Source organism: Roseivirga sp. E12 (assembly GCF_017592825.1).
Lineage (GTDB): Bacteria > Bacteroidota > Bacteroidia > Cytophagales > Cyclobacteriaceae > Roseivirga.
Genome location: NZ_JAGFMD010000001.1, coordinates 642,375 through 666,699, shown reverse-complemented (window position 1 = coordinate 666,699; position 24,325 = coordinate 642,375). Strand labels below are relative to the sequence as shown.

The window sequence follows — 24,325 nt, the reverse complement described above, 5'->3', positions numbered from 1 at the left end:
TAGGAGGCCTTAAAAATGCGAATATAATGAAATGCGAAGTATTTACCACACCATAATGACTATATGGAAATAGACTTTATGGAACGCAGTAAGCGTTTTCTACATTCTACTGTAACTTTTTGTTTGTTTATTAGTCTTACATTTACGACATTAATATTAGTCTTACAAATAAAACAATAATATGAAGGGTACTCATCTAGGCGAATTGGAGGAGTTGGTATTACTCACAACTGCTGTATTGGATGGCGCAGCTTATAGTGTAACAGTGGCCAAAGAGATTCAGGAAGTCTCTAAAAGATCAATCACCTTGAGCACAGCGCACACGGCTCTTTTTCGATTAGAGCAAAAAGGATTTGTGACATCCTATGTAGGAGGTACGACTAAGGAACGTGGAGGAAGGAGAAAGCGATTGTATAGAATTAGCAAAGCAGGTTTTGCAGCACTAAATGAGGCAATGTCGGTCAGAAATACAATGTGGCAAAGAATGCCAAAAATAGCCTTTGACATTTAGAAGATGAGACCTAAAAAAAGAAGACCACCTATATGGGCAGATAAGTTTTTGCGGTGGTACTGTGCGGACCAATTTTTCGAGGAAGTTCAGGGCGACCTACACGAATGGTTCTACATCCGCGTGGCGGAACAAGGTATTAGAAAGGCTAGAATAATGTACTTCATTGATGTGATTCGATATTTCCGCACATTTCGATTAAAGACAACAACAAAGGTTAATAACAACTCAAACTATTTATTTATGAAAAATTTGGTCAAGCTCACTTTCAGAAATCTAAGAAGAAACGGCTTTTTCGCAGCACTAAGAATTGGAAACCTGGCTATAGGAATTTTGGTCTTCCTGCTTGTAGTTATCTATGCAAGCTATGAACTCGGTTACGACAAGTTTCATGAAGATCATGAGAGGGTTTATCGTATCTCACACGGAATCTCTGGTAACCCTTGGGCAGCCTCGCCAGTAGGTTTAGGGCCATTTATAATGGATAACTCTACTTCGGTTGCCTCTATGACCCGAGTATTTCCAGTCGGAGAAAACTGGTTTAAAAAGGATGATATAACATTCAAAGAGAGAAATGGACACTTTGCCGACTCTGCCTTTTTTGATGTTTTTACCCATTCGGTAATTCAGGGCGACTTGAAATCTTCACTGATACAAAGAAATGCCATTGTACTCACAGCAGACTTAGCCCAAAAGTACTTTGGAAAAGAGAACCCAATTGGACAAACCTTAAAATCGGGTCAAGATGATGGAAAAGAACGTGTAGTTACCGCAGTCATTGAGAATGTACCAGAACAGTCACATCTTCAGTTTGACTATTTACTGCCAATGTCAACATTCAATGAGAGGTTTAGTAGAGCCTGGAGGAACCTTATGGCATATACCTATATCAAGGGTAGACCAGGGGCTGATTTTTCTGATATGAAAGAAGTGGTGCTTAAGGAATATACGACACGCTACGGTGGAAGAGGAGGTAATCCTGATGAAGCTGAGATCCTTATGGTGCCTATTTCTCAAATCCATTTGAAGACTAACTATGAAAAGGAATTAGCAGACAATGGTAGCATTAATTATGTCTACATACTTCTCTCAGTTGGCATATTTGTGCTTCTTATCTCATGTATCAATTTCATCAATTTATCCGTCATCAAAGGCTTAGATAGAGGGAAGGAAGTAGGTCTTAGAAAGACAATTGGTGCCTCAAAAAACCAGGTCAGGGCTCAGTTTATCGGAGAGAATTTCATTGTGATTTTCATTTCCGAATTACTTGCTGTGATTAGTCTATCGGCACTATCGACAATATTTCGAAATTTTTCAGGTCTTGATTTGCCTCTGAATGCACTGGAGAGTCTCAATGTTCTGGGCCTAATAGGTTTACTCATAATTGGCTTGACGCTCATTTGCGGTTTATACCCTGCCGTTGTCCTTGGCAAGTTCAAGCCCGCTTATATATTAAAAACAGGAGGCCAAGGAGGACTACGACTTGGTAGATTAGGGCTTCTGAGAAAAGGCCTCATCATACTCCAATTTGGTATATCCCTTGTTCTAATCATCTGTTCTATGCTGATCTACAATCAACTCGATTTTATCCAAAACAAGGACAGTGGACTAGCGGAAGACGAAGTGCTCGTGATTCCACTAAGCAATGATGTGCGAAGTAAGTTTCAGGCCTTTAAAAACGGTCTAGAAGAAGTTTTAGGTATAAAATCAGTGACTACATCATCGCATATACCCGGTTACCGAATAATGGTAGAAGGCCTAAAAGAAGTAGGTATTGAACGAGAGGGCTCTAATCTGACAACACGACTCTTACTTGTGGATAATGATTTTGTGGACTCGTATGGCCTAGAGGTCTTAGAAGGTCGTGACTTTTTAGAAGATGTGCCTGACAAAGCTGTAGAATACCTGATCAACGAATCTGCTGTAAACTATTTGTTCGAAGATAGAGATCCACTAACTCGAAAACTTATTTGGAAAGGAGACACCGGTAGAGTTGTGGGGATAGTTAAAGACTTTCATTTTGAGTCATTACATAACACTGTTGAGCCTTTGGTGATGTCATCAAATACTAGATGGAGTTACGCCTCAGTGAGGTTCGACCCAAAACGCAAAGAATCAGTAATGGCAGGTATTGCAAGCTTAAGCAATGAAGTATACCCAGATTTACCTTCCGTGGAGTATGAGTTTTTAGAGGACCGCTTTGAGACCTTGTATCTAGCGGAAAGAAAATTAAAGTCTATCGTCTGGTCGTTCTGCCTTATCTCAATCGTTCTCACCATTTCTGGAATCTTTGGAATGGCAACCTATATAGCCAAGACCAAAACTCGAGAAATAGCCATTAGAAAAGTATTGGGAGGAAACACCTCTCACTTGTTTGGTTTAATGTCAAAAGGGTTTGTTCAGCTGTTAGTAATAGGAACCTTCATTGGAGTGCCAAGTGCAATTTATTTGACAAGATGGTGGTTGCGCGGCTTTGCTTATCGTGTGCCAATCGGTGTTGGCATCTTTGTCTTGGCAAGTGCTGGTATTTTTCTATTAGTATTAGGTAGTTCGGGTTATGTAACGCTGAAAACTGCCAAATCTAGTCCAACAGATGCATTGAAGAGTGAGTAAATTGAGAAGAAGATAAACAAAAAGCCCCATTCCAAGTATTGGAATGGGGCTTTTTATTGAATAAATGAAATGCTATTTCTTTGGAAACGAAGGGTCTGCCATTACTTCCTTCATCTGGTCGGTATGACGTTTCGTATGACCAGACATAAACAATATTGCTTGATAGGTGTCAATTGTACCAAAGGGAAGCGTAGCATAGTGGTTCCTAAGGTCAGCATCAGTCTTTTTGGCAAATTTGATGTGCTCACCTCTGAGTTTTTTAAACTCCTTGATAACATCCTTTACAGGCTCTGGCTTGTTTTGTGGCTCAAATGGAGCAAAAGTTTTCACCTTTTGCTCTCTGCTTTCAATAACCCCCAAGAGTATTTCATCTGTCATGGCCACTTCTGATCTTTTTGAAGGATCTGCATCAACTGACAAGGGTTGCGTCATAAAGTTTTGCCAAAGGGCACTCTCAGAAATGGCAATGTGCCTAAGGCACTCTGCAACTGACCAACTTTCAGCATTTGGCTTGAAGTTAAGTTGCTCTTCAGAAAGACCTTTTAAAGTCTTAAGTATTTCGCTTTGAGTTTTAGTAAGATGCTTTACAGCAAATGTTCTTTCTTCTTTCGAGATCTGTCCTTGTGCCATAACTGTTAAGCCCATAAGGAGCAACAGCGACAAAAAGACGGTTGATATTTTTTTCATGATTAAAAGTTTAGTGCTTAAATATGTTGTATTAAAATTAGTCACCTTTTATTAGGTTTCTAGTGTATCACGATCCTATTTTTAGAAAGGGACAAAAGAATGTAAAAAATGGAATGGACAGAAATCATGGGACATATAGGCGCTGCTCTAAGTAGTATCACATTCATTCCACAGGTAATACAAGCTTGGAAAACAAAAAGCGTTGGGGATTTAAGTATGACTATGCTCCTCATTGTGCTTACCAGTACATTGGTTTGGTTAGCTTATGCCATCCCTCTGAATCTACTTCCCGTTATTATTGCTAACTCGATTATCCTGATACTCAGTGCTTTGTTGATCTATTTCAAATTGACTTTTCCGAAAGAGGTTAAGAAGTGATCCTGTTTTACAGCGTACTAGCAGTAGGCGTAATTGTACTTATTCCGAGTGTCAAGAAATATATTCGGAATACCAAGCCCTTAGAAATTCCTCCTAAGTGGCACCCTATTTTGATGGATAAAGTTCGCTTCTACAGAGAGTTGAATGAAGAAGCTCGTGAGGATTTTCTAGAACAGTCTGGACGTTTTTTAAGGAATGTCAAAATTATAGGGGTCGCTGTTGATGTCTCTTTAGAAGATCGCCTTCTAGTAGCAGCTAGTGCTGTTATACCACTTTTTGGCTTCAGAGGCTGGGAATATGTCCACTTAGATGAAGTACTGTTATATCCATCACATTTTGATGAGCAGTTCAATTTCGAGAACCCGAAAGAAATGATTGTAGGTATGGTTGGTTCTGGGGCGATGGAAGGGAAAATGATCTTATCTCAACCAGATCTTCACTTAGGATTTGACAATACGCAGGATAAGATGAATGTGGGCATTCATGAGTTTCTCCATTTGTATGACAAAGAGGATGGAGTAATTGATGGTGTACCAGCAGCCTATATCGGAAAGCACCTGATTATGCCATGGATAGATCTGGTCAGGGTAGAAATGAGTAAAATACATCAGGGAGATTCTACTCTTAGAGGATATGGGGGATATAATGGTAAAGAGTTCTTTGCGGTAGCAGGAGAGTACTTCTTTGAAAGACCTCATCTATTGCAACGAGACCACCCTGAACTGTATAATATGCTTTCAAGCATCTTCAATCAGGAAATAACGGAGCATTTAAGTATCAAAGAATCCAAGCAGGAAGAACCCGGTCGAAATAGTCCCTGCCCATGTGGTAGTGGAGAGAAGTATAAGAGGTGCTGTCTTCAAGATTGAATTTATTTAGCTAATATATTTAGTTACTAAAAATATTAGCTAATTTTAATCTCCAATCACTAAAACAAACATGTTGGAACAGTATCAGCGCAGTGTGTTATGCACTTTCAGTGCAATACATGTATGGACTTTAACTGGTTTCATCTTGTAAACTATGTCTGCAGATAAAACCATAATGCATATGGACTTGGATACATTTTTTGTGTCCGTAGAACGATTGCTCGATAATCGTCTGAATGGGAAGCCTGTGCTTATTGGTGGAGTGACCGATAGAGGTGTGGTAGCAGCCTGTAGCTATGAAGCTAGGGCTTTTGGAGTGCATTCAGCTATGCCAATGAAGCGAGCAAAAGAACTTTGTCCCGAAGCGATTCAGATTCGTGGAAACTCAGGCACCTATTCTAAATACTCTGAAGATGTGACGGCCATTATCAAAGAGACGGTGCCGCTTTATGAAAAGACCTCAATCGATGAATTCTATGCTGATCTAACTGGGTTGGATAGGTTTCATAGCAGTTACCAGATGGCTACAGAACTGCGTCAGCGCATCAAGAAAGATACAGGTCTGCCAATCTCTTTCGGTCTGTCAAAGAATAAGACGGTCTCAAAAGTGGCCACAGGGGTTGCTAAGCCAGATAACCTGTTAAAGGTAGAATATGGAGCGGAGAAGCCCTTTTTAGCACCATTATCGGTAAGCAAGATTCCGATGGTGGGAGAGAAGACCCAACAGACCCTCTTTAGTCTTGGCGTAAAGAAGATCAAGACCATTCAGGAAATGCCTGTAGAGCTGATGGAAAAAGTGTTGGGTAAGAATGGCGTTAGTATTTGGAAGAAAGCGAATGGCATCGATAATACTCAGGTAGTTCCATACAATGAAAGGAAGTCAATCTCAACGGAAAGAACCTTTGACAAAGACACTATTGATGTACTTAAACTCAAAGGAATTCTTTTGGCCATGGCCGAAAACCTGGCTTTTCAACTAAGGAGAGGTCTTAAATTGACAGCCTGTGTCACAGTGAAAGTGAGGTATTCGGATTTCAATACCTATACACTTCAGTCCCGAATTCCATATACCTCAGCCGATCATGTATTGATTGCCAAAGTGATGGAACTCTTCAATAAACTTTATAATAAGAGGCTATTAGTCAGGCTAATAGGGGTGAGGTTTAGTCATTTAGTTGAAGGTGGTTATCAGATAGATCTTTTTGAAGATGCTGAAGAAGTTATCAATCTATATCATGCTATGGATAAGATCAGAGATAAGTTTGGTGATCGAAAAGTGATGCGTGCTTACGGTATGGGAGCTAAGACGATAAGTCGATTTAATCCATTTACCGGAGAGCCTCCACCGTTGCTGGCGAATAGGAGACAATGAAAAAGTTATGAGCTACGAGCTGAGAGCTTTGAGTTTGAGTAGTGTATTGAGAATGGACTAAATACATATAGTTATGAAGAATTTTAAAAAATTAAAAGTTTGGGAAAAGGGAATGAAGGTTGTCGAGGCTACTTATAGTTTAACAAGAAAACTCCCTGCCACTGAAAAATTTGGTTTAATGTCTCAGATGAATAGGGCTTCTATATCTATTCCGTCAAACATTGCAGAAGGCAGCAGCAGAGATAGTGATAAAGACTATCGACATTTTTTAAGACTTGCATTGGGTTCTTGTTTCGAATTAGAAACTCAATTGCTCATTACGTTGAGGCTAGGACTGGTAGAGAGTGAAACTGAAGTGATAGAGTGGCTTCTAAATGAAATAGATGAAGAGCAGAAGATGATTATTTCATTTATGAACACTCTACATAGCTCGTAGCTAGAGGCTAGAAGCTCATGGCTTGACTCGATAACTGTTTGACTTGTAGCTTGATACTAGAAACTCAAAGCTATTTCAATTATATATTAATAAAATAACATATGTATATATTAAATAGTTAATAAGTATATATACTTAAATATTAATGTATTTAAATTCTCACACATATTATAGCTTCAAATTCGGCACCATCAATACTAAGGAATTGCTTCTGCAAGTACAAAGGGCAGGGGTGAATCGTTTTGCACTTACGGATATCAACAGTACAGCAGCTTCTCTGAATTTCGTTCGCTTATCTGCTAAATACGATGTCAAACCAGTATTAGGAATAGATTTCCGTAATGGAGCAGGTCAGCTCTTTGTTGGGATTGCCAAGAATAATGAAGGTTTTAAAGAGCTTAACGATTACCTATCGGTTTACCTGCATTCTGGGGAGACAATTCCCGATAGAGCACCAGAATTTAAGCATGTATATGTTGTTTATCCCTTTAGTAAATACACTGGTTTTAAACTTAATGTATCAGAATTTATAGGAGTGAAGCCTACGGATTTACCTCGACTTATCTACCCACCACATCAAATGGATAAGTCTAAGATGGTAGTGCTTCAGACTGTTACTTTTCGTAGTAAGGTAAATGACCTTGGAAAACGAGAGGTGTTGAAGAGAGATTTCAACGCGCATCGTTTACTAAGAGCAGTCGACAATAATACCTTGCTTAGCATGCTTCCAAAATCAGAGGAAGGTAGTCCGGATGATTTCATCTACCCAGTGGATGAACTGCTGAATCTGTATAAAGATCATTCTTATATGGTTGAGAATACGGAGAAGTTACTTGAAGACTGTTCTATTCACTTTGATTTTGAGGGAGAAGGACTCAATAAAAACCAAAAGACCTATACAGGCAGTGAAAAGAAAGATTATGAGTTAGTCGAGAAGCTTTGCAAGGAAGGCTTACCATATCGCTACAAGCATCCAGATCAGAAGATCCTGGAGCGTATCAAAACGGAACTAGATGTAATCAAGCAGCAAGGCTTCATGTCCTATTTTTTGATGAATTGGGACATCTGTCAATATGCTCGAAGCAAGGGCTATTTCTATGTAGGTCGTGGGAGTGGAGCCAATTCTGTGGTTGCCTATCTTTTGAGAATCACGGACGTAGATCCTATTGAACTGGATCTTTATTTTGAAAGGTTTATCAACCTATACCGGCAAAACCCTCCTGATTTCGATGTTGACTTCTCATGGAAAGACCGAGAGGATATTACACAGTACATCTTTAATCGCTTTCCTAATGTGGCCTTATTGGCTACCTACAGTACGTTTCAATTTAGGGCAGTAGTCCGTGAGCTGGGAAAGGTTTTGGGTATTCCACCCCATGAGATTGATCATATTCAGCGTGCTAAGCTGAGTGAGTTAGATGATGTTCACAAACTTGTGCTCCGTTATGGCAAGTATATCGAAGGTTTCCCCAGTCATTTGAGCATCCATGCTGGAGGAATTCTTATTTCGGAGAAGCCTTTGCATTATTACACGGCAACGGACCTTCCTCCTAAAGGCTTTCCAACGACTCATTTTGATATGGTCATTGCTGAAGATATCGGCCTATACAAATTTGATATTCTGAGCCAAAGAGGTCTCGGAAAAATCAAAGACAGCCTTGAGGTTGTATCTAAAAACCACCCAGATCATCCTCCTATAGATATTCATGATATCCAGAGGTTTAAGGAAGACCCTAAGGTGAAAGACATGCTAAGAGAAGGGAAGGCCATTGGTTGCTTTTATGTAGAGTCTCCAGCCATGCGCATGCTGCTTAAAAAGCTTCGGGTAGATGAATATTTGGGTTTGGTTGCTGCAAGTTCGGTAATCCGGCCAGGTGTGGCTAAGTCAGGCATGATGCGTCAGTATATTCTTCGTTTTAGAGAACCAGAAAGGAGAGAAGAGGCACATCCTATTCTCAGAGATATTATGCCAGAAACCTATGGTGTAATGGTGTATCAGGAAGATGTAATTAAAGTAGCTCATTACTTTGCAGGGCTTACACTTGGAGAAGCTGATGTCTTGCGGAGAGGGATGTCGGGTAAGTACCGTTCCAGAGAGGAGTTTCAAAAAGTAAAGGCGAAGTACTTTGAAAACTGTCTTAAAAAAGGACACACCTATGAGTTAGCGGCAGAGGTTTGGCGTCAAATTGAGAGTTTTGCAGGCTATGCTTTTGCCAAAGGGCATTCCGCTTCTTATGCAGTAGAGAGTTATCAGAGCCTCTTTCTTAAAGCCTATTATCCCTTAGAGTATATGGTGGCCACAATGAACAATGGGGGTGGCTTTTATCGTGTAGAGCTCTATGCGCACGAAGCCTATATGCATGGTGGTGATATACAGGCCCCTTGTGTCAACCAAAGTGAGTACCTCTGTACCATCTATGGTAAAACCATCTTTATGGGCTTGGCATTTATCAGTGAACTAGAAAAGACCACCGCGGAAGAAATATTGACAGAGCGTTATGGAAATGGCGTTTTTATGAGTTTTGACAACTTCTTAAAGAGAGTAAATATTTCTTTAGATCAATTAAGTCTATTGATCAAAATAGGCGCTTTTCGGTTTACTGGGCAAACTAAAAAGGCCTTGCTATGGGAAGCTCATTTTCAATTGGGAAGTCACAAAAAGACCAATCCCGTAAAAATGCTTTTCGACCCTGAAGTAAAGCGCTTTGAGCTTCCCGAACTCAGTTATGATATCTTGGAGGATGCTTTCGATCAGCAAGACCTTCTGGGCTTTCCATTATGCAATCCTTTTGACCTTTTAAAAGATCACCCTTCCAGAAACGTGCTGGTGCGAGAAATGGATCAGTATATCAATAAGACCGTTCGGATGATTGGTTATCTCATCCATATTAAAAACACCAATACCTCTAATGGAAAGCGAATGCAATTTGGCACCTGGCTAGACCGAGAGGGATATTTTATCGATAGCACTCACTTTCCACCTGTAGCGGCCCGCTATCCCTTTAGAGGAAAAGGTATTTATGAGTTGACTGGAAAAATAGTGGAAGAGTTTGACTTCCTGAGTTTAGAAATGATCGCTATGCGAAAACTCCCTTACGTACATGACCCTCGTTATGCCGAAGAACCAAGGCATGCAACAATGGGTATCGCTAACTTCCTTCAGGCTAAGGAAACTTAAAATACTAATAGTGGCAAAAACTTATCAGGAGTTGTTCCTCAGGAAACTTCATTTGCAAAGACTATCTAGAACTGAAGAATTATAGTATCTGAAATATTTATTGTATTTTCCGTGTAGAGAAGATACAACTAAATGTCGCACACAGCTATTGGATGCTTTTTTACATGCATTCAGATACTACCTTTTGTCTTTCCTTTTTCAAATCCAAAATGGATGTCGGTTCAAGACCTCCAGCAGCAGTTAAACTCGGAAGCTATTGCAATTCAGGAAAGACAGTTAGAGTTCGTCACAATTCTTATTCTGATCCCTGTACTCTTACTATTTGTCTTTGGTTTCTTTTTCTATTACCGGTTAAAAAGAGAATCACAGATTAGAGAGAAAGAACTTGAACTTCGTTATGCAAAAATAGAAATGGAAATGAGGGCACTTAGAGCACAGGTGAACCCCCACTTCATATTCAACTGTCTCAATTCAATTCAATATGCAATTCATCAAAAAAATAATGAGCTGGCTGAAAGATATTTAGTGAAGTTTTCTAGGCTCATCAGACAAGTTTTAGAACACTCCTACAGTGCCTACATAAGCCTTCAGGAAGATTTAGAAGTGATGAACTTATATGTTGAGTTAGAGCAAATGCGGCTTACAAATCAATTTGATTATCGAGTAACTATTGACGAGGAAATTGATCTGGATAACCTATCAATACCACCGCTGTTAATTCAACCTTTAGTCGAAAACTCCATTTGGCATGGACTTAATAATAGAAAAGAAGAAGGGGGGAGGTTAGAAATCAATTATAAAATAAGTAAGAAACGACTGGTGTGTGAAATTGTCGATAATGGCAGAAAAGGTTCTTTGAATTTGACCAATAAAGGTAAGTCATTTGGCTTAAGTTTAGTAAGAGAACGCATGAAATTACATATGGGTATGGGCAATGAGCCACGTTTTGAAATGAATGAGTTAACTGATCAACTGGGCGCATATAGCGGTATGAAAGTAGTGTTAGATATTCCGTTTGAACTATCCTGATAAAATGAATGCAATTATTGTTGAAGATGAACTGAGTGCTAAAGAACTACTAATTAAAGAGTTAGCAGTACAATGCCCTCAAATTAAAGTATTAACAACATCAGATACATTAATCACTGCTGTATCACTCATAAAACAATATCAACCCGATATCTTATTTCTAGATGTAATGATCAAAGGCGGTACAGCTTTCGACCTTATTGATAGGCTACCCGAATTAGATAGCGAAATCATTTTCATTACCTCTCATGATCGATTTGCAATTCAAGCTTTTAGAGTTTCAGCTGTAGATTATCTATCAAAGCCTATTGATGGATTTGAATTGAAGGAAGCAGTGGAAAAGGTTGAGCAAAAAATCAAAAATCAGGATGTTTCCAATCACCTCAACTTGCTTGTCTCAAATTACAGGAATAAAGAAAGTAATGATGCTATAAAAATAGCTTTACCCACCCAGAAGGGTTATTCCTTTGTACGCCCTGATGAGATCATAAGGTGCGAATCAGATAACACCTATACTACTTTCTTTTTGGCTAATGGCCGTTCAATTATTGTGTCTAAAACGCTAAAAACCTGTGAGTCAATGCTTGAATCATATGCATTCTTTAGGGTGCACAATCGTAACCTAATCAATCTGAAATATATAGAAGAGTACGAGAGGGGTGAAGGAGGTTATGTAAAAATGACTGATGGGAGTGAAATAGCAGTTTCCAGAAGAAGAAAAGAATCCTTTATCCAATCTTTTAAAGATCATATGCCATAAGCTTTATCAGGGTTACCAGATTCAAAGTGATTTCAACCATTTCCTAATAACTCATATCAACAGGCTTTAGTCTACGTAAATTCATGCATGAAACGTAGCAAATGAAATTTGAAGCCAGCACATTCGTTGAAGATGGAATCTTGGAATTAGAAATTGACGATAAACTAGTCTTACAGAATAATGGTAAGGTTTCATTAGAAATATCCAAGGGTTCACATAATGTAAGTTGGAGAATAAAAGGGAAAATAGGCACCTCTTTTACTGTAAGTATTTCTTCGCCTGCCTTTGCCTCTTTCCAGTTGACGAAACTGCTGATAGAAGAAAATGAAAGTGGGTGTCATAAATTTTAAAGACAACAATCAAATAATTATTTATATGAGTGCACAGAAAAATTTTAGAATCACATTTGACGATGCCGTCAAATACATACAAGCGTATGTTGACAAATTTAAGTTAGATACTGAAGATCCTTCAATAATGAATTCTATTGGAGGAACGATGAAGGTTGACCTCATCAAAAAGCAACTTGAGCAAATGCAATCAGAAAGAGACCAAGCTTTGACCAATAGGTATGTCGCCTCTAACAACCAAGTGACCTATCAAGGGCTAATGTGTTGGATGGCCTTGGTTCCTCAGCAAGGAATGATAGTTGAACATATAATTGCTGCAATTGAAGTAAATGATAACGTCAACTTAACAGTTACAGATCAGGACATTGACCACCAAATTTTGGCTAGACCATTCGATGTTATCATGTATGATAAGGATAAACACGGTAACATTAAAGCATGGTTAGAACAACAGAGGCCGATTGTCAGTCAGTTTAGAGATCGTATTGATAGAGGTCAGCCTGATTCAGGGCTGAGAAAATTGGTTGCAGAGTATAAATCAAGAATTGCTTCTATTGAACCTAGTAATGCAACTAAACCATATGGGTTGTTCGAAGACCAATTAAGCCAAGATGTAACAGATTTTTTTACTCAAGAGGTAAAGTATATAAGATATTATTTCGGTTATGATGAAGATCTCAATGAAAACAAAATTAGAATCATTCTTTTTGGCGTAGACAATCATGGGAACAACTTGAAACCAAACGTAATAGATTTGGAGGATTACCTAACCAATTCTGGCTCTACCCTAGATGGACCTTCAATTCTTCAAACCTCGTGGCCACCACCGACTACGAGTTGAATCTTAAGGAAATGTGTATTTTAGAATATGACATCAACTCATCAAGAATTGTTTAATGTCGTTTCTACATTTACAATTCTTATTCCGCTTTCGTTCAATATGAAAGTATTAACAAAGAACACCAGTAAACTATTCTGGTGTTTTTGTGCTTTCTTGGCCATAGGTTTTTTGGCAGATTTGGGCGTTCTCGTTGCTAAAAACATTGGACTTGATGATTCCGAGATGCAAGCCGTAGGTGATATATATACGAAATATCCAATTATTGAAGCTATGTTTTTCTTTTGGTTAATCGGACAATCGACTAATAGCCAAAAGCTAAAGCTATATACGAAATGGGCTATTTTTTTAACGTTACCCTTGTGGCTAATTTTGGAAAATTTTCTTGGGCCTATAGTTTTTTTAGGGGCTGAGTCCTTCAATATTTTTCCAGCATTGTACCGAATCGTTTGCACTTTTATGTCCGCTTATGCCGTATTACACTTAGCTGAAAACGAATTTCAAATTAGAAATATGTCAGGATTTTGGTTTGTCACAGCAATCTTAGTCTATTGTCTTCCGACATTCATCATACTCCTAATAAGCAATACACCTATAGCAGAACAACTGTGGTTTATGCATAATGTGCCTAACATTGCGGCCTATATTATTTTTTCTATAGGTTTCCATAAGGTTATGAAATACGAATCAATTACTAACAAAGTAACCTGAACCCCTGTTTGAGGATTATTCAAATACTTACATAGATAACCGTGTTCTAAGTCAATTCTACCGAAATCTGTTTTTGATTAAAAGCAACTGATGCATTGAATAGCTTTAGTTCTAAGAAGTGCTTTATGGCATTTTAACTGATTCAAACTGAAGCAAATGTCAAAACAGGATTACTACAAAGGTACACCAATCAAAGGCAAAGCACTTGATCCCGGATTGCAGGAAATCGAACTAAGACTAAAGCATAACCTACCCTTAAAGCCGGAAACGCTTTCTGTTGAGTCAAGCAAAGAAAAGAGGTTTATCAGAGTCATCTTGAAAATTGATGCCAAAGCTGAATCTCTACCTGCTTACTTTAAAAGAATCGTCCAAATAGGCGATATCCTAACAGGTGTTATTCCGGATAAAAAAATCAGCGATTTACGTCAGCATCCAGCCGTCATAAGCCTGAAAGCGACAAGAAGGATTCATGCAAACCTGCATTATTCGGTTAGAAAGTCTAAAGCTGGAAAAATCGATATTTCTCATTTTTCAGATCACTTGAAACAAGACCTTGATGGTAGTGGAGTTGTCGTTGGTGTAATAGATTCTTGGATTGATTTTGCCCACAGTAACTTTCTCAACTCAGACGGAACAACCAGAATTAAACGTTTATGGGACCAGTTTGGAGGCAGAAATTTAAAAAGTCCTTCTCCTTATAATTATGGGAGAGAGTTTAAGGAAACAGAAATAAATGAAGCTCTAAATACTGATGACCCTTATTTAGAACTCGCATATGATCCGCGAACCCAAAGTCAGACTTCTGATATAGAGCATGGTACTCATGTAACAGATATTGCCGCGGGTAATGGTAAAATTGGTTCACCTGGCGTAGCACCGAATGCTGACATCGTTTTCGTTGATGTAAATACATATGATTATAGAGAGGATTTAGGAACTTTTGGAAATTCAGCCAACTTGTTGGAAGCTGTAGATTATATCTTTCAATACGCAGATAAGCATTGTAAGAAGGCTGTAATCAATATTAGCATGGGTACCTATGGTGGCCCTCACGATGGTACAACTTTGGTTGAGCAAGCCTTTGACCACTACCTTAGTTACTCAAAAGACAAAGCCATCATAATTTCAGCTGGAAACAGTAGAGAGCTTGGTGTCCATGCCAGCGGGCTCGTTTCATCAGCAGAAAGCAAGACCTTACAATGGGAAATCAATTCTGATGATAAAACTGAAAATGAAATTGAGATTTGGTATGGTAATGGATATTCAGATCAAGCTCTCACAGTTTCTTTAGTAGATCCCAATGGTACCAAAACGAAAAAGGTAAAATTGGGCAAGAACTTACTTTTCAGTCTGGAAGGCGAGCTTGTAGGAAGAATTATTCATCGAGAAAAAGATCCTAACAATGGTGCAAACCTTGTCAATATTATACTCTATCATGACAAACCAGAACTTCCAAAAGGTCTTTGGCAGGTATTATTAGAAAATACAGCTAATAAAAACATTGGTTATCATGCCTGGATAGAACGAGATAATTGGTTTCATCAATCTGCTTTCTCGAGACAAGACCAAGATGAACGTTGTACTTTGGGTTCAATCGCCACAGGCGAACAAACTATTGTAGTGGGTTCTTATCTTTCAGGTGTGGCGGCAACGCCCTCTAATTTTACTTCAGAAGGGCCTACAAGAGTCGGTTCGAACAAACCTGAGATATCGGCACCTGGAGAATTTCTCAATAATTCCGGAATTAAGGCAGCTCAAGCTACCACCCAAGGACTTGTGAAAATGAGTGGTACTAGCATGGCTGCACCACATGTGGCAGGTGCTGTTGCGGTTCTCATGCAAGCTTCTAACAATAGTTTGACTAATCAAGAGATAAGAAACCTTCTCTTTGATCAAAATTCAGACTGGAATGGCCAACTGGGGTATCAAATGCTAAACTTACAGGATTCTCTAAACCAGCTCTATCCAAACATCAAGATTGAAGAAGGGGCAAAGCGATCGGATGAAAGAGCTGGTAATACAGATTGGTCTAGAGGGCCATCTAGGATAAACGCTATTCGAGATAGCATAGACTGGACTCCAATAAACGATAGTACTATTTCTCCTTGGAGGGCTCTTTGTCGATTAGTCATGACTATCAAGGGGAAAACGTATTATGGTTCTGGTTGCCTAATTGGTCCACAGACCGTGCTAACCGCAGCACACAATGTTTATTTGGAAGAACAAGCGTCTTATGTCAAAGTTTATGCGGGTTATGATCCTAAAAAAGGTAATGCTGTTGGGGAGTCGGGAGTCAAGGATATGAAATACCCTCAAGAATGGACTTTAAAAAAGACACCATTAAAATATGACTTTGCAATGCTTACGCTTGATAAGCCGCTCGGAAAAGAGATTGGCTATTTCGGTTATGCGATGATTCCTAATGCCTCAAAATTAGAAGAATTTAAGTTCAACCTTGCCGGATATCCTTTTTATGGGGATTTAGCTGGAGACCAGCTAGTCTTCACTAGCGGCAATATTAATACTGTAGAAGAGTCCCATTTTAACTACAGACTTGACACAGAAAAGGGCATGAGTGGTGGGCCTGTTTTTGTAAGTAATAGAGAGGGTAATCACTATGTGGTAGGAATTCACAGCCGAGCGCCAGGCAGCTTTAATCAGGCAAGACGAATTGATAAAGAAGTATTTGAATTTATAAAAAAATGGAAATCATGAAATCACTCAGAATCATACACAGAATGTCTTTGCTTTTGACGATACTTATTTTTTCACAAAACGTAAAAATATTCGCCCAAGAGGACATTAAGAAGGCAGTGAAAGTCAAAATTACCGACTTCCTAAAAGTGGAAGAATTCAAGAATAACGTTGAAAAAGATAAGCAACCTATTAGCTCTAAGTATCACGTAGAAAGACTAATCGAATTGGTTAATAATAGGTATGGACAGAGAGATGATAATACTTTAGGTGAGATAGGAGAATGGATAAACAAAAATCTCTCTTTTACCAACAATAACCTTGAGTTCAAAGACAACATAGGTATTCTCTTCCTTAACCATCCTTTGGATGTGGCAAAACTGAAACAGGAAGACTTAGAAAAGAGAAAGTCCCTACAAGAAAAGGCTCAAAAACTAGCAGAAAGCATCAATAACCTGAAGAGACATTATGAGGATTTAGAGAAGATATCATCAAAGGCAAGTAACCTTCTTTACGCACCTCTACTAGCATATGATCTCGAAACTCAAAGTGCACAAATCGATAACTATAACAAAGTATTAAAAGTTGACACAAATCCGAAATCAAGCCAACTGCCTGCTATTACAGAGGGTTTAATTATAGGAAATGCTGGTACTTTGAGCATCGAGTCTGCTTTAAAATTACTTTCAAGTAAAGACAAGAAGGAATATAAGAAATTAGAGACGGCACTTTCTCAAACTACAGATGAAATCAGCAAATTATTAAAGGAAAAAGACAAGGATCAAAATGATTCTGTTGAAATTTTAAGGAACAAAGCCGCTGAATTACACAAGAAACTTGACGTTATCATTTCAAGCAACTTACAATGGGACAATTTGACACAATATGTGCTCAATCGAAAGCAACAGTTGGAGAAAGAATTGGAAGAGGTTACAAATTCGTATTTAGCAACATTTAATCAATTCGTAGAAAAACAAGGGACGAATAGTTTGCTTTTGCATCAGGGAAGAAGACCCCGAAAAGTCGAATATTCTGACTATTTATTGGATACCAAAGAATTTCTTGTTGTGATATTAGGAGGGGAAGAAGACATAGCCAATACAAAAGTGACTATTAAAAATAAGAAAAGTGCTTTTTCGACTTCTGCAGTCAATCTATTACAGCTTACTAAAACCTTGGGAATTAGTACGAATCCTGCGGAAGTAACACTAAACCTTGAGAGCCAAGTGGATAAAGGAACCAAGGCGGAAGACATAAAAGTATTGGAAGAACCTGAGGCTGATGAAATTCAGGTATCCTTTGTGCTGGTACGACCTGAAAAAGTAAATCCTCCTAGTTCGATTACGCTTAGCCATGAGTCTTATGAAGACATTACACATGAAATTCATGAAGTAGCTTACTTTCAGCTAAGAATAGGGGTTTCTGGCGCTAATTTAGATCGGAAAGATTTTTTACTTGCAGATGATCCTGTAAATGACACTCAAATTTTAACCATACAAGACCCGGAAGATACGAGGAGAGAAGAGATTAAGGCCAATGCTTATGCATTAATAGAGTTTTATCCTGGTGGACGAGATCTGGATCGATTTGATTCATTTTTTAAAAAAGGTTCTAAAATTCCAATCCAAAAAAGAATATCTATTACCGGAGGTCTACGGCTAACACAAGATCCTCTGGAAAGTATCTATACAGGTTTGGGTTTTGCTCTTGACAATGGGGTCAGCCTTACTGCGGGCTTATCTTTTCAAGCTACTCCTAGAGATGGGACTTTTCCTGTAGGTTTAGATGCAACCTTGGATTACCTAAGAGATAATGCAGATAGAATCTATATACCCAAATTTTTTGTAGGAATATCAATTTCCCCAGGGGCGTTTAGCGAACTGATCAAATGAGGAGGTTTATCTACGCCTTATTAATGTTAGTCACTATTGGCTTAATGACTAGCTGTCAAAAAAAAGGACAACCACCATTAATTCCATTGGGGTCAGACAAGGCTATTCCAATGACATTCGAGCCCTTTGGGCATGCTTCCACTATAGAACCTGGAAAAACTACCTACGATAAGGCAATTAAGATTTTAGGGAAACCGATAGCTCTAGAACATTTTAATGATAATAAGGACAGAATCTACAAAACATGGATAGATTTTGATTGTGGCATTTCTCTTATAACCGAAAAAGAAGCGAAAGATTCGGCAGTCGTAGATGCTGTAATATTGCAAAAGACCTACAAAGGAGAAAGTTCATCAGGACTTAAACTTGGGCTCACTAAAGTCGAAGCGGTTAAGATTTTGGACAGTAGATACAGACGAGCTTACCAAGATAATGAAACCATTATCTACACTAAAGGTAAGAACGGTGCTGTTTTTCAAGTCTACTTTGACTCTGGTTATCTGCAAGTTATTAAGTTGTTTAAAACGGTTAATAAATGATGAAGAAGATAAATAGTTCATCGAGAATTCTCATTGCTGTCGCGCTTCTGATCTTTTCTGGCTTGCTGTTTTCCTCTCACAATGAATGGGCGGATAATAGCGTTATGGGTTGGTTCGCTAATATGGGAATTATTGTTTTCATGCTTATTACCATAAGCAAAGGTCTCGGCCTACCCAACGGTGGCTTCTTAATAGATAAAACTAGAAGAAGATACAGTCTATCCCGATTGCAGCTTGTAGCTTGGACCGTAATAATATTATCGGCCTATATCAGTCAAAATTTTACTGTATTCTGGTCTTACTTTTTTGAAAACAAATGTTGTGATCAGTTGCCTCAGCTTTCAGAAATACCGGTTAATGTTCTCGGTCTATTGGGTATTAGTACAGGCACAGCATTGGTTACACCCGTTATCAATCAAGCAAAGTCCTCAATAACAAACAGGAGTGATGCACGAAGAATGACCTCAGGCAATGAAGAATTCGCTACATATGAAGAGGTTCTGTATAATAATACTACCTATGAGAATTTGGTCGACCTCAGTTTCTCAAGTAAAAAAGGCAAAACAGAAAAAGTAAAGAAAGGGAGTAATATTGGTGCAGTGTACAGAAATATAAATATTGAGGATGCCGAACTTGTGGATATTTTTAGGGGTGAAGAAGTAAAAGATTTTGATCTGGTTGATATTTCCAAAGTCCAGAACTTCTTATTTACCATTTTAACCATGACGATCTACGCGTTTCAAATCTTCTTGGCGTTGCGCAACGAAAGCAATACGTTACCTGATTTGAACAATACTTTTCTATTGATTATTGGTATAAGTCATTCGTACTATGTAATCAATAAGGCGATCGTTCAATCAACTCCTGCGAAGAAAAAATTAGAACGAGCAATCTTTATTGATGGGACTATATAGAAGATTACAGTTCTTCTGGATAATGAGCTCCCACCCATATAAATCTGCCTGTAGATTTATTAAAACATACTTAGGTTTGAGTATAAATCAACCTTACTCATGAAGAGACTAACCTATTTTTTTGTTGCCTTAGCTTTTATTTTCACGGCTTGTGAGCGGCCTCAAAAGTCCGTTGAAGAAATGACTGAAGCAGAGCTATTGGAATATGCTCAAGGCATTCACGAACGTGTGATCACCCTAGACACACATGACGATATTAATACCAACAATTTTACGGAGGACAATAATTATACAAAGAAACTCCCTACGCAAGTGAACCTCCCTAATATGGAAGAGGGTGGTCTAGACGTAGCTTGGTTTATAGTTTATACAGGACAGGGAGACTTGACAGATGAAGGATTTGATCGTGCCTATGCTAATGCAGATGACAAGTTTAAAGCCATTCATAGATTGGCAGAAGAAATAGCACCAGACAGAATTGAAATAGCCTACAATTCTGATGATGTGCGAAGAATTAATGCTGCAGGAAAGAAAATTGCCATGATCGGAATTGAGAATGGTTACCCAGTGGGTAAAGACATCGGAAGAGTGAAGGAATTCCAAGAACGTGGTGCTCGTTATATGTCACTTTCTCACAATGGTCATAGCCAGTTAAGTGATTCTAACACAGGAGAAAGAGATGATGTTTGGTTGCACAACGGATTAAGTGATCTCGGCCGAGAGGTGATTGCTGAGATGAACAAATGGGGGATAATGATTGACCTTTCTCACCCTTCTAAAGTGGCCAACATGGAAACTATGAAGCTTTCAAAAGCACCTGTAATTGCTTCTCATTCTGCGGCTAGAGCCATGAATGATGTAAGCCGAAACCTAGATGACGAACAGCTAATGATGCTCAAAGAAAATGGTGGAGTAATTCAGACAGTGGCTTTTAAAAGTTATTTGAACTCAGAGAAAAACGCTGCCAACCGCACTAAGTCTAGTGAGGTGATTGCGGCAATAGCAGAGGAAGAAGGTTTCGAGATAAAGCCTGGAAGTTTATTCAGGGCAATGAGCCGAAATGAACGAACAGCCTACTTTGATGAATATAATGCCTTTCAGGAAAAGCATAAGGAGCGTATCGCTGCTGCAATCAATGGCGAAGCGCCACCAGTTAATGTCTCAGATTTTGTAGACCATATTGATTACCTGGTACAAAAGATTGGTTTAAAGCACGTGGGAATTAGCTCTGATTTCGATGGCGGTGGTGGAGTTGAAGGCTGGAATGATGCTTCTGAGACCTTCAATGTAACCCTTGAACTTGTGAAAAGAGGTTATTCAGAAGAAGAGATAGGAATGATTTGGAGTGGTAATTTGCTACGTGTGTTGGATGAAGTTCAAGCAATTGCTAAGGAGATTCAGGCTGGATCTTAGGAAAACGATTTTTCCAATAAGAACCGTCTGACCAACGCTTTTCACTGTCATATTGATGAAAAAGCTTTTCGAGATAACCTTGAAAAGCTTTTTCCATTATATATCGATAAGTAACTAGGGCATCTCGCTGACCGGCCAAATGATCTGATAGGGCATGTCCAGCATAATAACCGCTCGCTAAGGCAGATGTAATGCCGTAGGAGGAAATGGGGTCATAAGCATAAGCAGCATCACCTACCGCCAGCCAATTTTCTCCGTATGGAACCTGCAGGCTGCTTGTTCCTGCTGGCATAACCTTTACCATGCTAGTTTCAACTTGGGATAGGTCGAGTGACTTGGGCATGTGTTGCGTGTTGTGATGGGCTTCTTGTAAAAATTCAACGGTATTAGGTTTCGTTGGTAGAAGATCTTTAGCCGTAAAAAACATCAGCGTCATTTCCTTGTCTCCAAAAGGTGCAGCGTACCACCATCCTGTGTCTATGGCTTCGATATAAATCTGTCTGGCCATGGGTTCTTTTAATTTGACTCTAAAGCTCAAAGCGAACTGGTCATCATATACCTCTTTTTCAATCCCTAATCTTCTGCAGACAGAGGCCTTTCTTCCTGTAGCATCGACCACAAAATCACTTGTAATTGATTTTGAACAGACCCCATTTGCAATTTCAATCTTGATTCCTGGGTTTGCTGGTTCAACATGCTGAAGTCGATAAGCTGAATAGAACTTAGTGGCCTGCTTCTGCATCAAAGACTGAAGTTGACTTTCGAAATGCTGTCTATTGAGGAGATAGCCATGACCATGTAAGTGGTGAATGAATTCTTCTTGTACGAACTCGTTTGAACCCCAGCAACTCATGTTCCCATAGTAAGGTGAATGTGAGGTGTGTTGCAACAAATCTTCAATTCCCAATTGCCTAAAGAGAGGTCTTGCACTGGGAGGAAGTGCCTCGCCAGCTTTCGCTGTTGGTTCAGGCTGGGCCTCTATGATACAATGCGAAACCCCTCTTGCAGCTAGCATTATAGCAGTGGCGACCCCTGCAGGGCCGCCACCAATAATTGAAACATTATAATGGAGTTTATCGCTCTCCACGACTGAATGTCTTACGCTTGCGAGTCACTTTTTCTGGAGCTGCTCGTTTCAACATCATCGGTGTTTCCATATTATCCAATGATTCTTTGGGCTCTACATTTTCGGCATGAAGTACCTGTTTGAAAGTTGGGTCAGCCCCTGTAAAGTGTCTGCCCGTTTCTTTCCAAACTACTTTTGGTAGAAAATCACTCTCATTGTTCTCTGGCGTTTTCTCTACCCTTGCTATAATACCCAGTTCATGCCATTCTGCAATCATTGCGTTGATTTTGGGTTGATATTGTGTTCCAAAATCCCTTAGCCAATCTTGTCGCGTATCAAAATGCTTCAATCGTTGGGCAATGTTAACAGATCCGTCTTCCATTCTTGCATAACTGTCCTCAGACAAAACCTGATTAGGCACTCTCGCTGCCCAAAAAGATGGAAGTGGGAGATAGGTGGATGGATCGTAACCGGAAAGACAACTTGCTTCATCTGTTTGCCACGGGACGCCAAGCCAACGGGTAAGTGCACCGGGGCCACTTTTTGATAGTGGACCATTTTTGCCAAGGGCAATATTTTCTGAAAGTAAAGGGCCAAAGTCTAAAGGCGTGGCTTCACCTTCTTTCACAACATTAAGTCTATAGGGTGCTTCCCACATTATCTTTTGACGCATGGGCCATGTGAGTTCTATGCCTGGATGAAAAGGACCTCCTAGACATTCTTCCATTGGAGCTTGATTGAGTGAATTGAGTTGTTCTTCTAGACTCAGGCTATCGAAGTCTTTTGACTTACTGAGCTTATTGGCTTTAAAATTCCCTGCAGCCCATTCTTTTAATCGACCATACTGTGTTCTTGTAATGGGCAGGTCTACAATGGCAATTTTTTCATATTCCCCGAAACCGTCTCCATAAAATGGAGGCACTTTGGCAGGCGTATATTCTTTAGAAGAAGGATCTCTGAACCATTCAAAAACGCGCATGCGCTCAGGTTTTGATTGCTCAGAAGGGTCTGCCAACTGCTTGATTAGATCTTCGTTTTCAAAATCTGAAGGCGAGTTTTTACCAAAGAGCATAAAAAAGCCTTGATTAACCCATTGTGTGTTTGTCATTCTAGACAGAATTGGATGAATGTCCCTCCAAAATTCAACACCATCCGCTGCAGGGTTGGGGTAATTCATCTCTCGAATGAAAAGGTCCTGAACAACATCATTCATTGTTACTACACCATATAGTCCAGGCCCAAAATCAGGTGGTGTTACTGCAACCATGGCAGGCTTAGCTTCAAAACTCTTGCCATCAATACTGACCGTAGCACGAACTGTACCATCGCAAGTATCGTCATGCCAGCCATCATTGTTGGCAAAGGTAATAGCCTGAGCATTTGTATTGGAAGCCGATTTTCCATCTCCTCCGAAAAACAATAGACGTCCTTCATCATCAGTTTTCAGTTCACCGAGCTTTACCTTTTTGCCATAAAATTTGCCATCGTTAAAGCGATATTTTTTTCCTTCCTTGTTCTTTCCAGAGATACAAACAGGAGAAGGCTTAATAGCTAGTTGATCCCTATCAGTACCTGTAACAGAATTGTTTCTTGGTTTAGACGGAATTGACGCACCTGTCAGGTCTAATGCATTATTAAACTGGTACCAGGCGGCTTTGATGTTGGCTACATCTACACGCCATTCGATGTTGACGGCCTTATCTTGTGTTAGCTCAGCTACTACTTTACCAGCCTTATCGAAGCCATAGACTCTAAATCGAGCGACCTGTTTTTTCACTCTTCCTTTAGCGTCCTTAAAGCCTTCGGGTGGGTTAGGGGCTACTCCGGGAATATCGGAGGCTAAAAAATACTCGTCTGAATTGCCAATGCGAGATATCCCTATAGGGGGATAGATCGACACGCTGTCGATTTCTTGTTTCATAATTTGTGTGGTTTATGTTTAATCGCCTACCAGCTATAAAGCCGATATGCTCCTATAATTTAGATCATCTGGTTAATGATTACAATAGAAAATATAAGAGAACTTATTTAGTGAATTGGCTGATGAAAATTGTCAGAACTTTTTGTCAAATAGTCTT

General features: G+C 39.3%; 20 protein-coding genes. 17 read left to right on the top strand and 3 right to left on the bottom strand.

The genetic code is table 11. From position 1 onward, the window contains the following. The first annotated feature begins 181 nt into the window (after positions 1–181). Together J4E76_RS02855 and J4E76_RS02850 are read left to right on the top strand one after the other, a co-directional pair. The gene (locus J4E76_RS02855; RefSeq protein ID WP_208501105.1) at positions 182–511 is read left to right on the top strand and encodes a PadR family transcriptional regulator; all 330 of its coding nucleotides are present in this window, start codon (positions 182–184) and stop codon (positions 509–511) included. Between the two features lie 3 nt (positions 512–514). Next, positions 515–3,121, top strand: a complete 2,607-nt coding sequence (locus J4E76_RS02850; RefSeq protein WP_208501104.1) for an FtsX-like permease family protein — start codon at positions 515–517, stop codon at positions 3,119–3,121. Between the two features lie 72 nt (positions 3,122–3,193). Here J4E76_RS02850 and J4E76_RS02845 read toward each other — a convergent pair whose 3' ends face one another. Continuing rightward, positions 3,194–3,808, bottom strand: a complete 615-nt coding sequence (locus J4E76_RS02845; protein WP_208501103.1) for a DinB family protein — start codon at positions 3,806–3,808, stop codon at positions 3,194–3,196. Positions 3,809–3,916: 108 nt separating this feature from the next. Between J4E76_RS02845 and J4E76_RS02840 the strand changes: the two genes are divergently transcribed. The 15 genes from J4E76_RS02840 (at position 3,917) to J4E76_RS02770 (ending at position 21,181) form a co-directional block, all read left to right on the top strand. Continuing rightward, positions 3,917–4,186, top strand: coding sequence for a SemiSWEET family sugar transporter (locus J4E76_RS02840; protein WP_208501102.1), 270 nt, complete (start codon positions 3,917–3,919; stop codon positions 4,184–4,186). Beyond that, positions 4,183–5,055 carry a zinc-dependent peptidase gene (locus J4E76_RS02835; RefSeq protein ID WP_208501101.1) on the top strand — a complete coding sequence of 291 codons (873 nt, stop codon included), beginning with the start codon at positions 4,183–4,185 and terminating at the stop codon, positions 5,053–5,055. The genes J4E76_RS02840 and J4E76_RS02835 overlap by 4 nt, the downstream gene beginning before the upstream one ends. A 154-nt stretch (positions 5,056–5,209) precedes the next feature. Beyond that, a complete protein-coding gene (gene dinB, locus J4E76_RS02830) occupies positions 5,210–6,427 on the top strand; it encodes a DNA polymerase IV (protein ID WP_208501099.1) in 1,218 nt (405 codons plus the stop codon). A gap of 73 nt (positions 6,428–6,500) precedes the next feature. Next, positions 6,501–6,863, top strand: coding sequence for a four helix bundle protein (locus J4E76_RS02825; protein WP_208501097.1), 363 nt, complete (start codon positions 6,501–6,503; stop codon positions 6,861–6,863). 145 nt (positions 6,864–7,008) lie between these two features. Then, positions 7,009–10,041: a DNA polymerase III subunit alpha gene (locus tag J4E76_RS02820; protein WP_208501095.1), complete on the top strand. Its 3,033-nt coding sequence runs from the start codon at positions 7,009–7,011 to the stop codon at positions 10,039–10,041. A gap of 213 nt (positions 10,042–10,254) precedes the next feature. Further along, positions 10,255–11,070, top strand: coding sequence for a sensor histidine kinase (locus J4E76_RS02815; RefSeq protein WP_208501094.1), 816 nt, complete (start codon positions 10,255–10,257; stop codon positions 11,068–11,070). 4 nt (positions 11,071–11,074) lie between these two features. Further along, positions 11,075–11,830 carry a LytTR family DNA-binding domain-containing protein gene (locus J4E76_RS02810; protein WP_208501093.1) on the top strand — a complete coding sequence of 252 codons (756 nt, stop codon included), beginning with the start codon at positions 11,075–11,077 and terminating at the stop codon, positions 11,828–11,830. Between the two features lie 101 nt (positions 11,831–11,931). After that, positions 11,932–12,180, top strand: coding sequence for a hypothetical protein (locus J4E76_RS02805; RefSeq protein ID WP_208501092.1), 249 nt, complete (start codon positions 11,932–11,934; stop codon positions 12,178–12,180). 25 nt (positions 12,181–12,205) lie between these two features. After that, entirely contained in the window at positions 12,206–13,021 is an 816-nt protein-coding gene (locus J4E76_RS02800; protein WP_208501091.1) for a hypothetical protein, read from the top strand. A gap of 99 nt (positions 13,022–13,120) precedes the next feature. Further along, positions 13,121–13,729 (top strand): hypothetical protein, encoded by a 609-nt coding sequence (locus J4E76_RS02795; RefSeq protein ID WP_208501090.1) that lies wholly within the window; start codon positions 13,121–13,123, stop codon positions 13,727–13,729. Between the two features lie 156 nt (positions 13,730–13,885). Next, positions 13,886–16,444 (top strand): S8 family serine peptidase, encoded by a 2,559-nt coding sequence (locus J4E76_RS02790; protein ID WP_208501089.1) that lies wholly within the window; start codon positions 13,886–13,888, stop codon positions 16,442–16,444. Next, positions 16,441–18,315 carry a hypothetical protein gene (locus J4E76_RS02785; protein WP_208501088.1) on the top strand — a complete coding sequence of 625 codons (1,875 nt, stop codon included), beginning with the start codon at positions 16,441–16,443 and terminating at the stop codon, positions 18,313–18,315. The genes J4E76_RS02790 and J4E76_RS02785 overlap by 4 nt, the downstream gene beginning before the upstream one ends. Continuing rightward, positions 18,312–18,854 carry a hypothetical protein gene (locus J4E76_RS02780; protein ID WP_208501087.1) on the top strand — a complete coding sequence of 181 codons (543 nt, stop codon included), beginning with the start codon at positions 18,312–18,314 and terminating at the stop codon, positions 18,852–18,854. The genes J4E76_RS02785 and J4E76_RS02780 overlap by 4 nt, the downstream gene beginning before the upstream one ends. Then, positions 18,851–19,768: a hypothetical protein gene (locus J4E76_RS02775; RefSeq protein WP_208501084.1), complete on the top strand. Its 918-nt coding sequence runs from the start codon at positions 18,851–18,853 to the stop codon at positions 19,766–19,768. The genes J4E76_RS02780 and J4E76_RS02775 overlap by 4 nt, the downstream gene beginning before the upstream one ends. Before the next feature lie 99 nt (positions 19,769–19,867). After that, on the top strand, positions 19,868–21,181 hold the full coding sequence (locus J4E76_RS02770; RefSeq protein ID WP_208501083.1) for a dipeptidase: 1,314 nt from the start codon (positions 19,868–19,870) through the stop codon (positions 21,179–21,181). Here the strand turns inward: J4E76_RS02770 and J4E76_RS02765 are convergent. Further along, complete coding sequence (locus J4E76_RS02765) at positions 21,156–22,268, bottom strand: NAD(P)/FAD-dependent oxidoreductase (RefSeq protein ID WP_208501082.1); 1,113 nt, start codon at positions 22,266–22,268, stop codon at positions 21,156–21,158. The genes J4E76_RS02770 and J4E76_RS02765 overlap by 26 nt on opposite strands. Continuing rightward, positions 22,255–24,168 carry a LodA/GoxA family CTQ-dependent oxidase gene (locus J4E76_RS02760; protein ID WP_208501081.1) on the bottom strand — a complete coding sequence of 638 codons (1,914 nt, stop codon included), beginning with the start codon at positions 24,166–24,168 and terminating at the stop codon, positions 22,255–22,257. Before J4E76_RS02760 ends, J4E76_RS02765 begins: the two co-directional genes overlap by 14 nt. Positions 24,169–24,325: the final 157 nt, after the last annotated feature.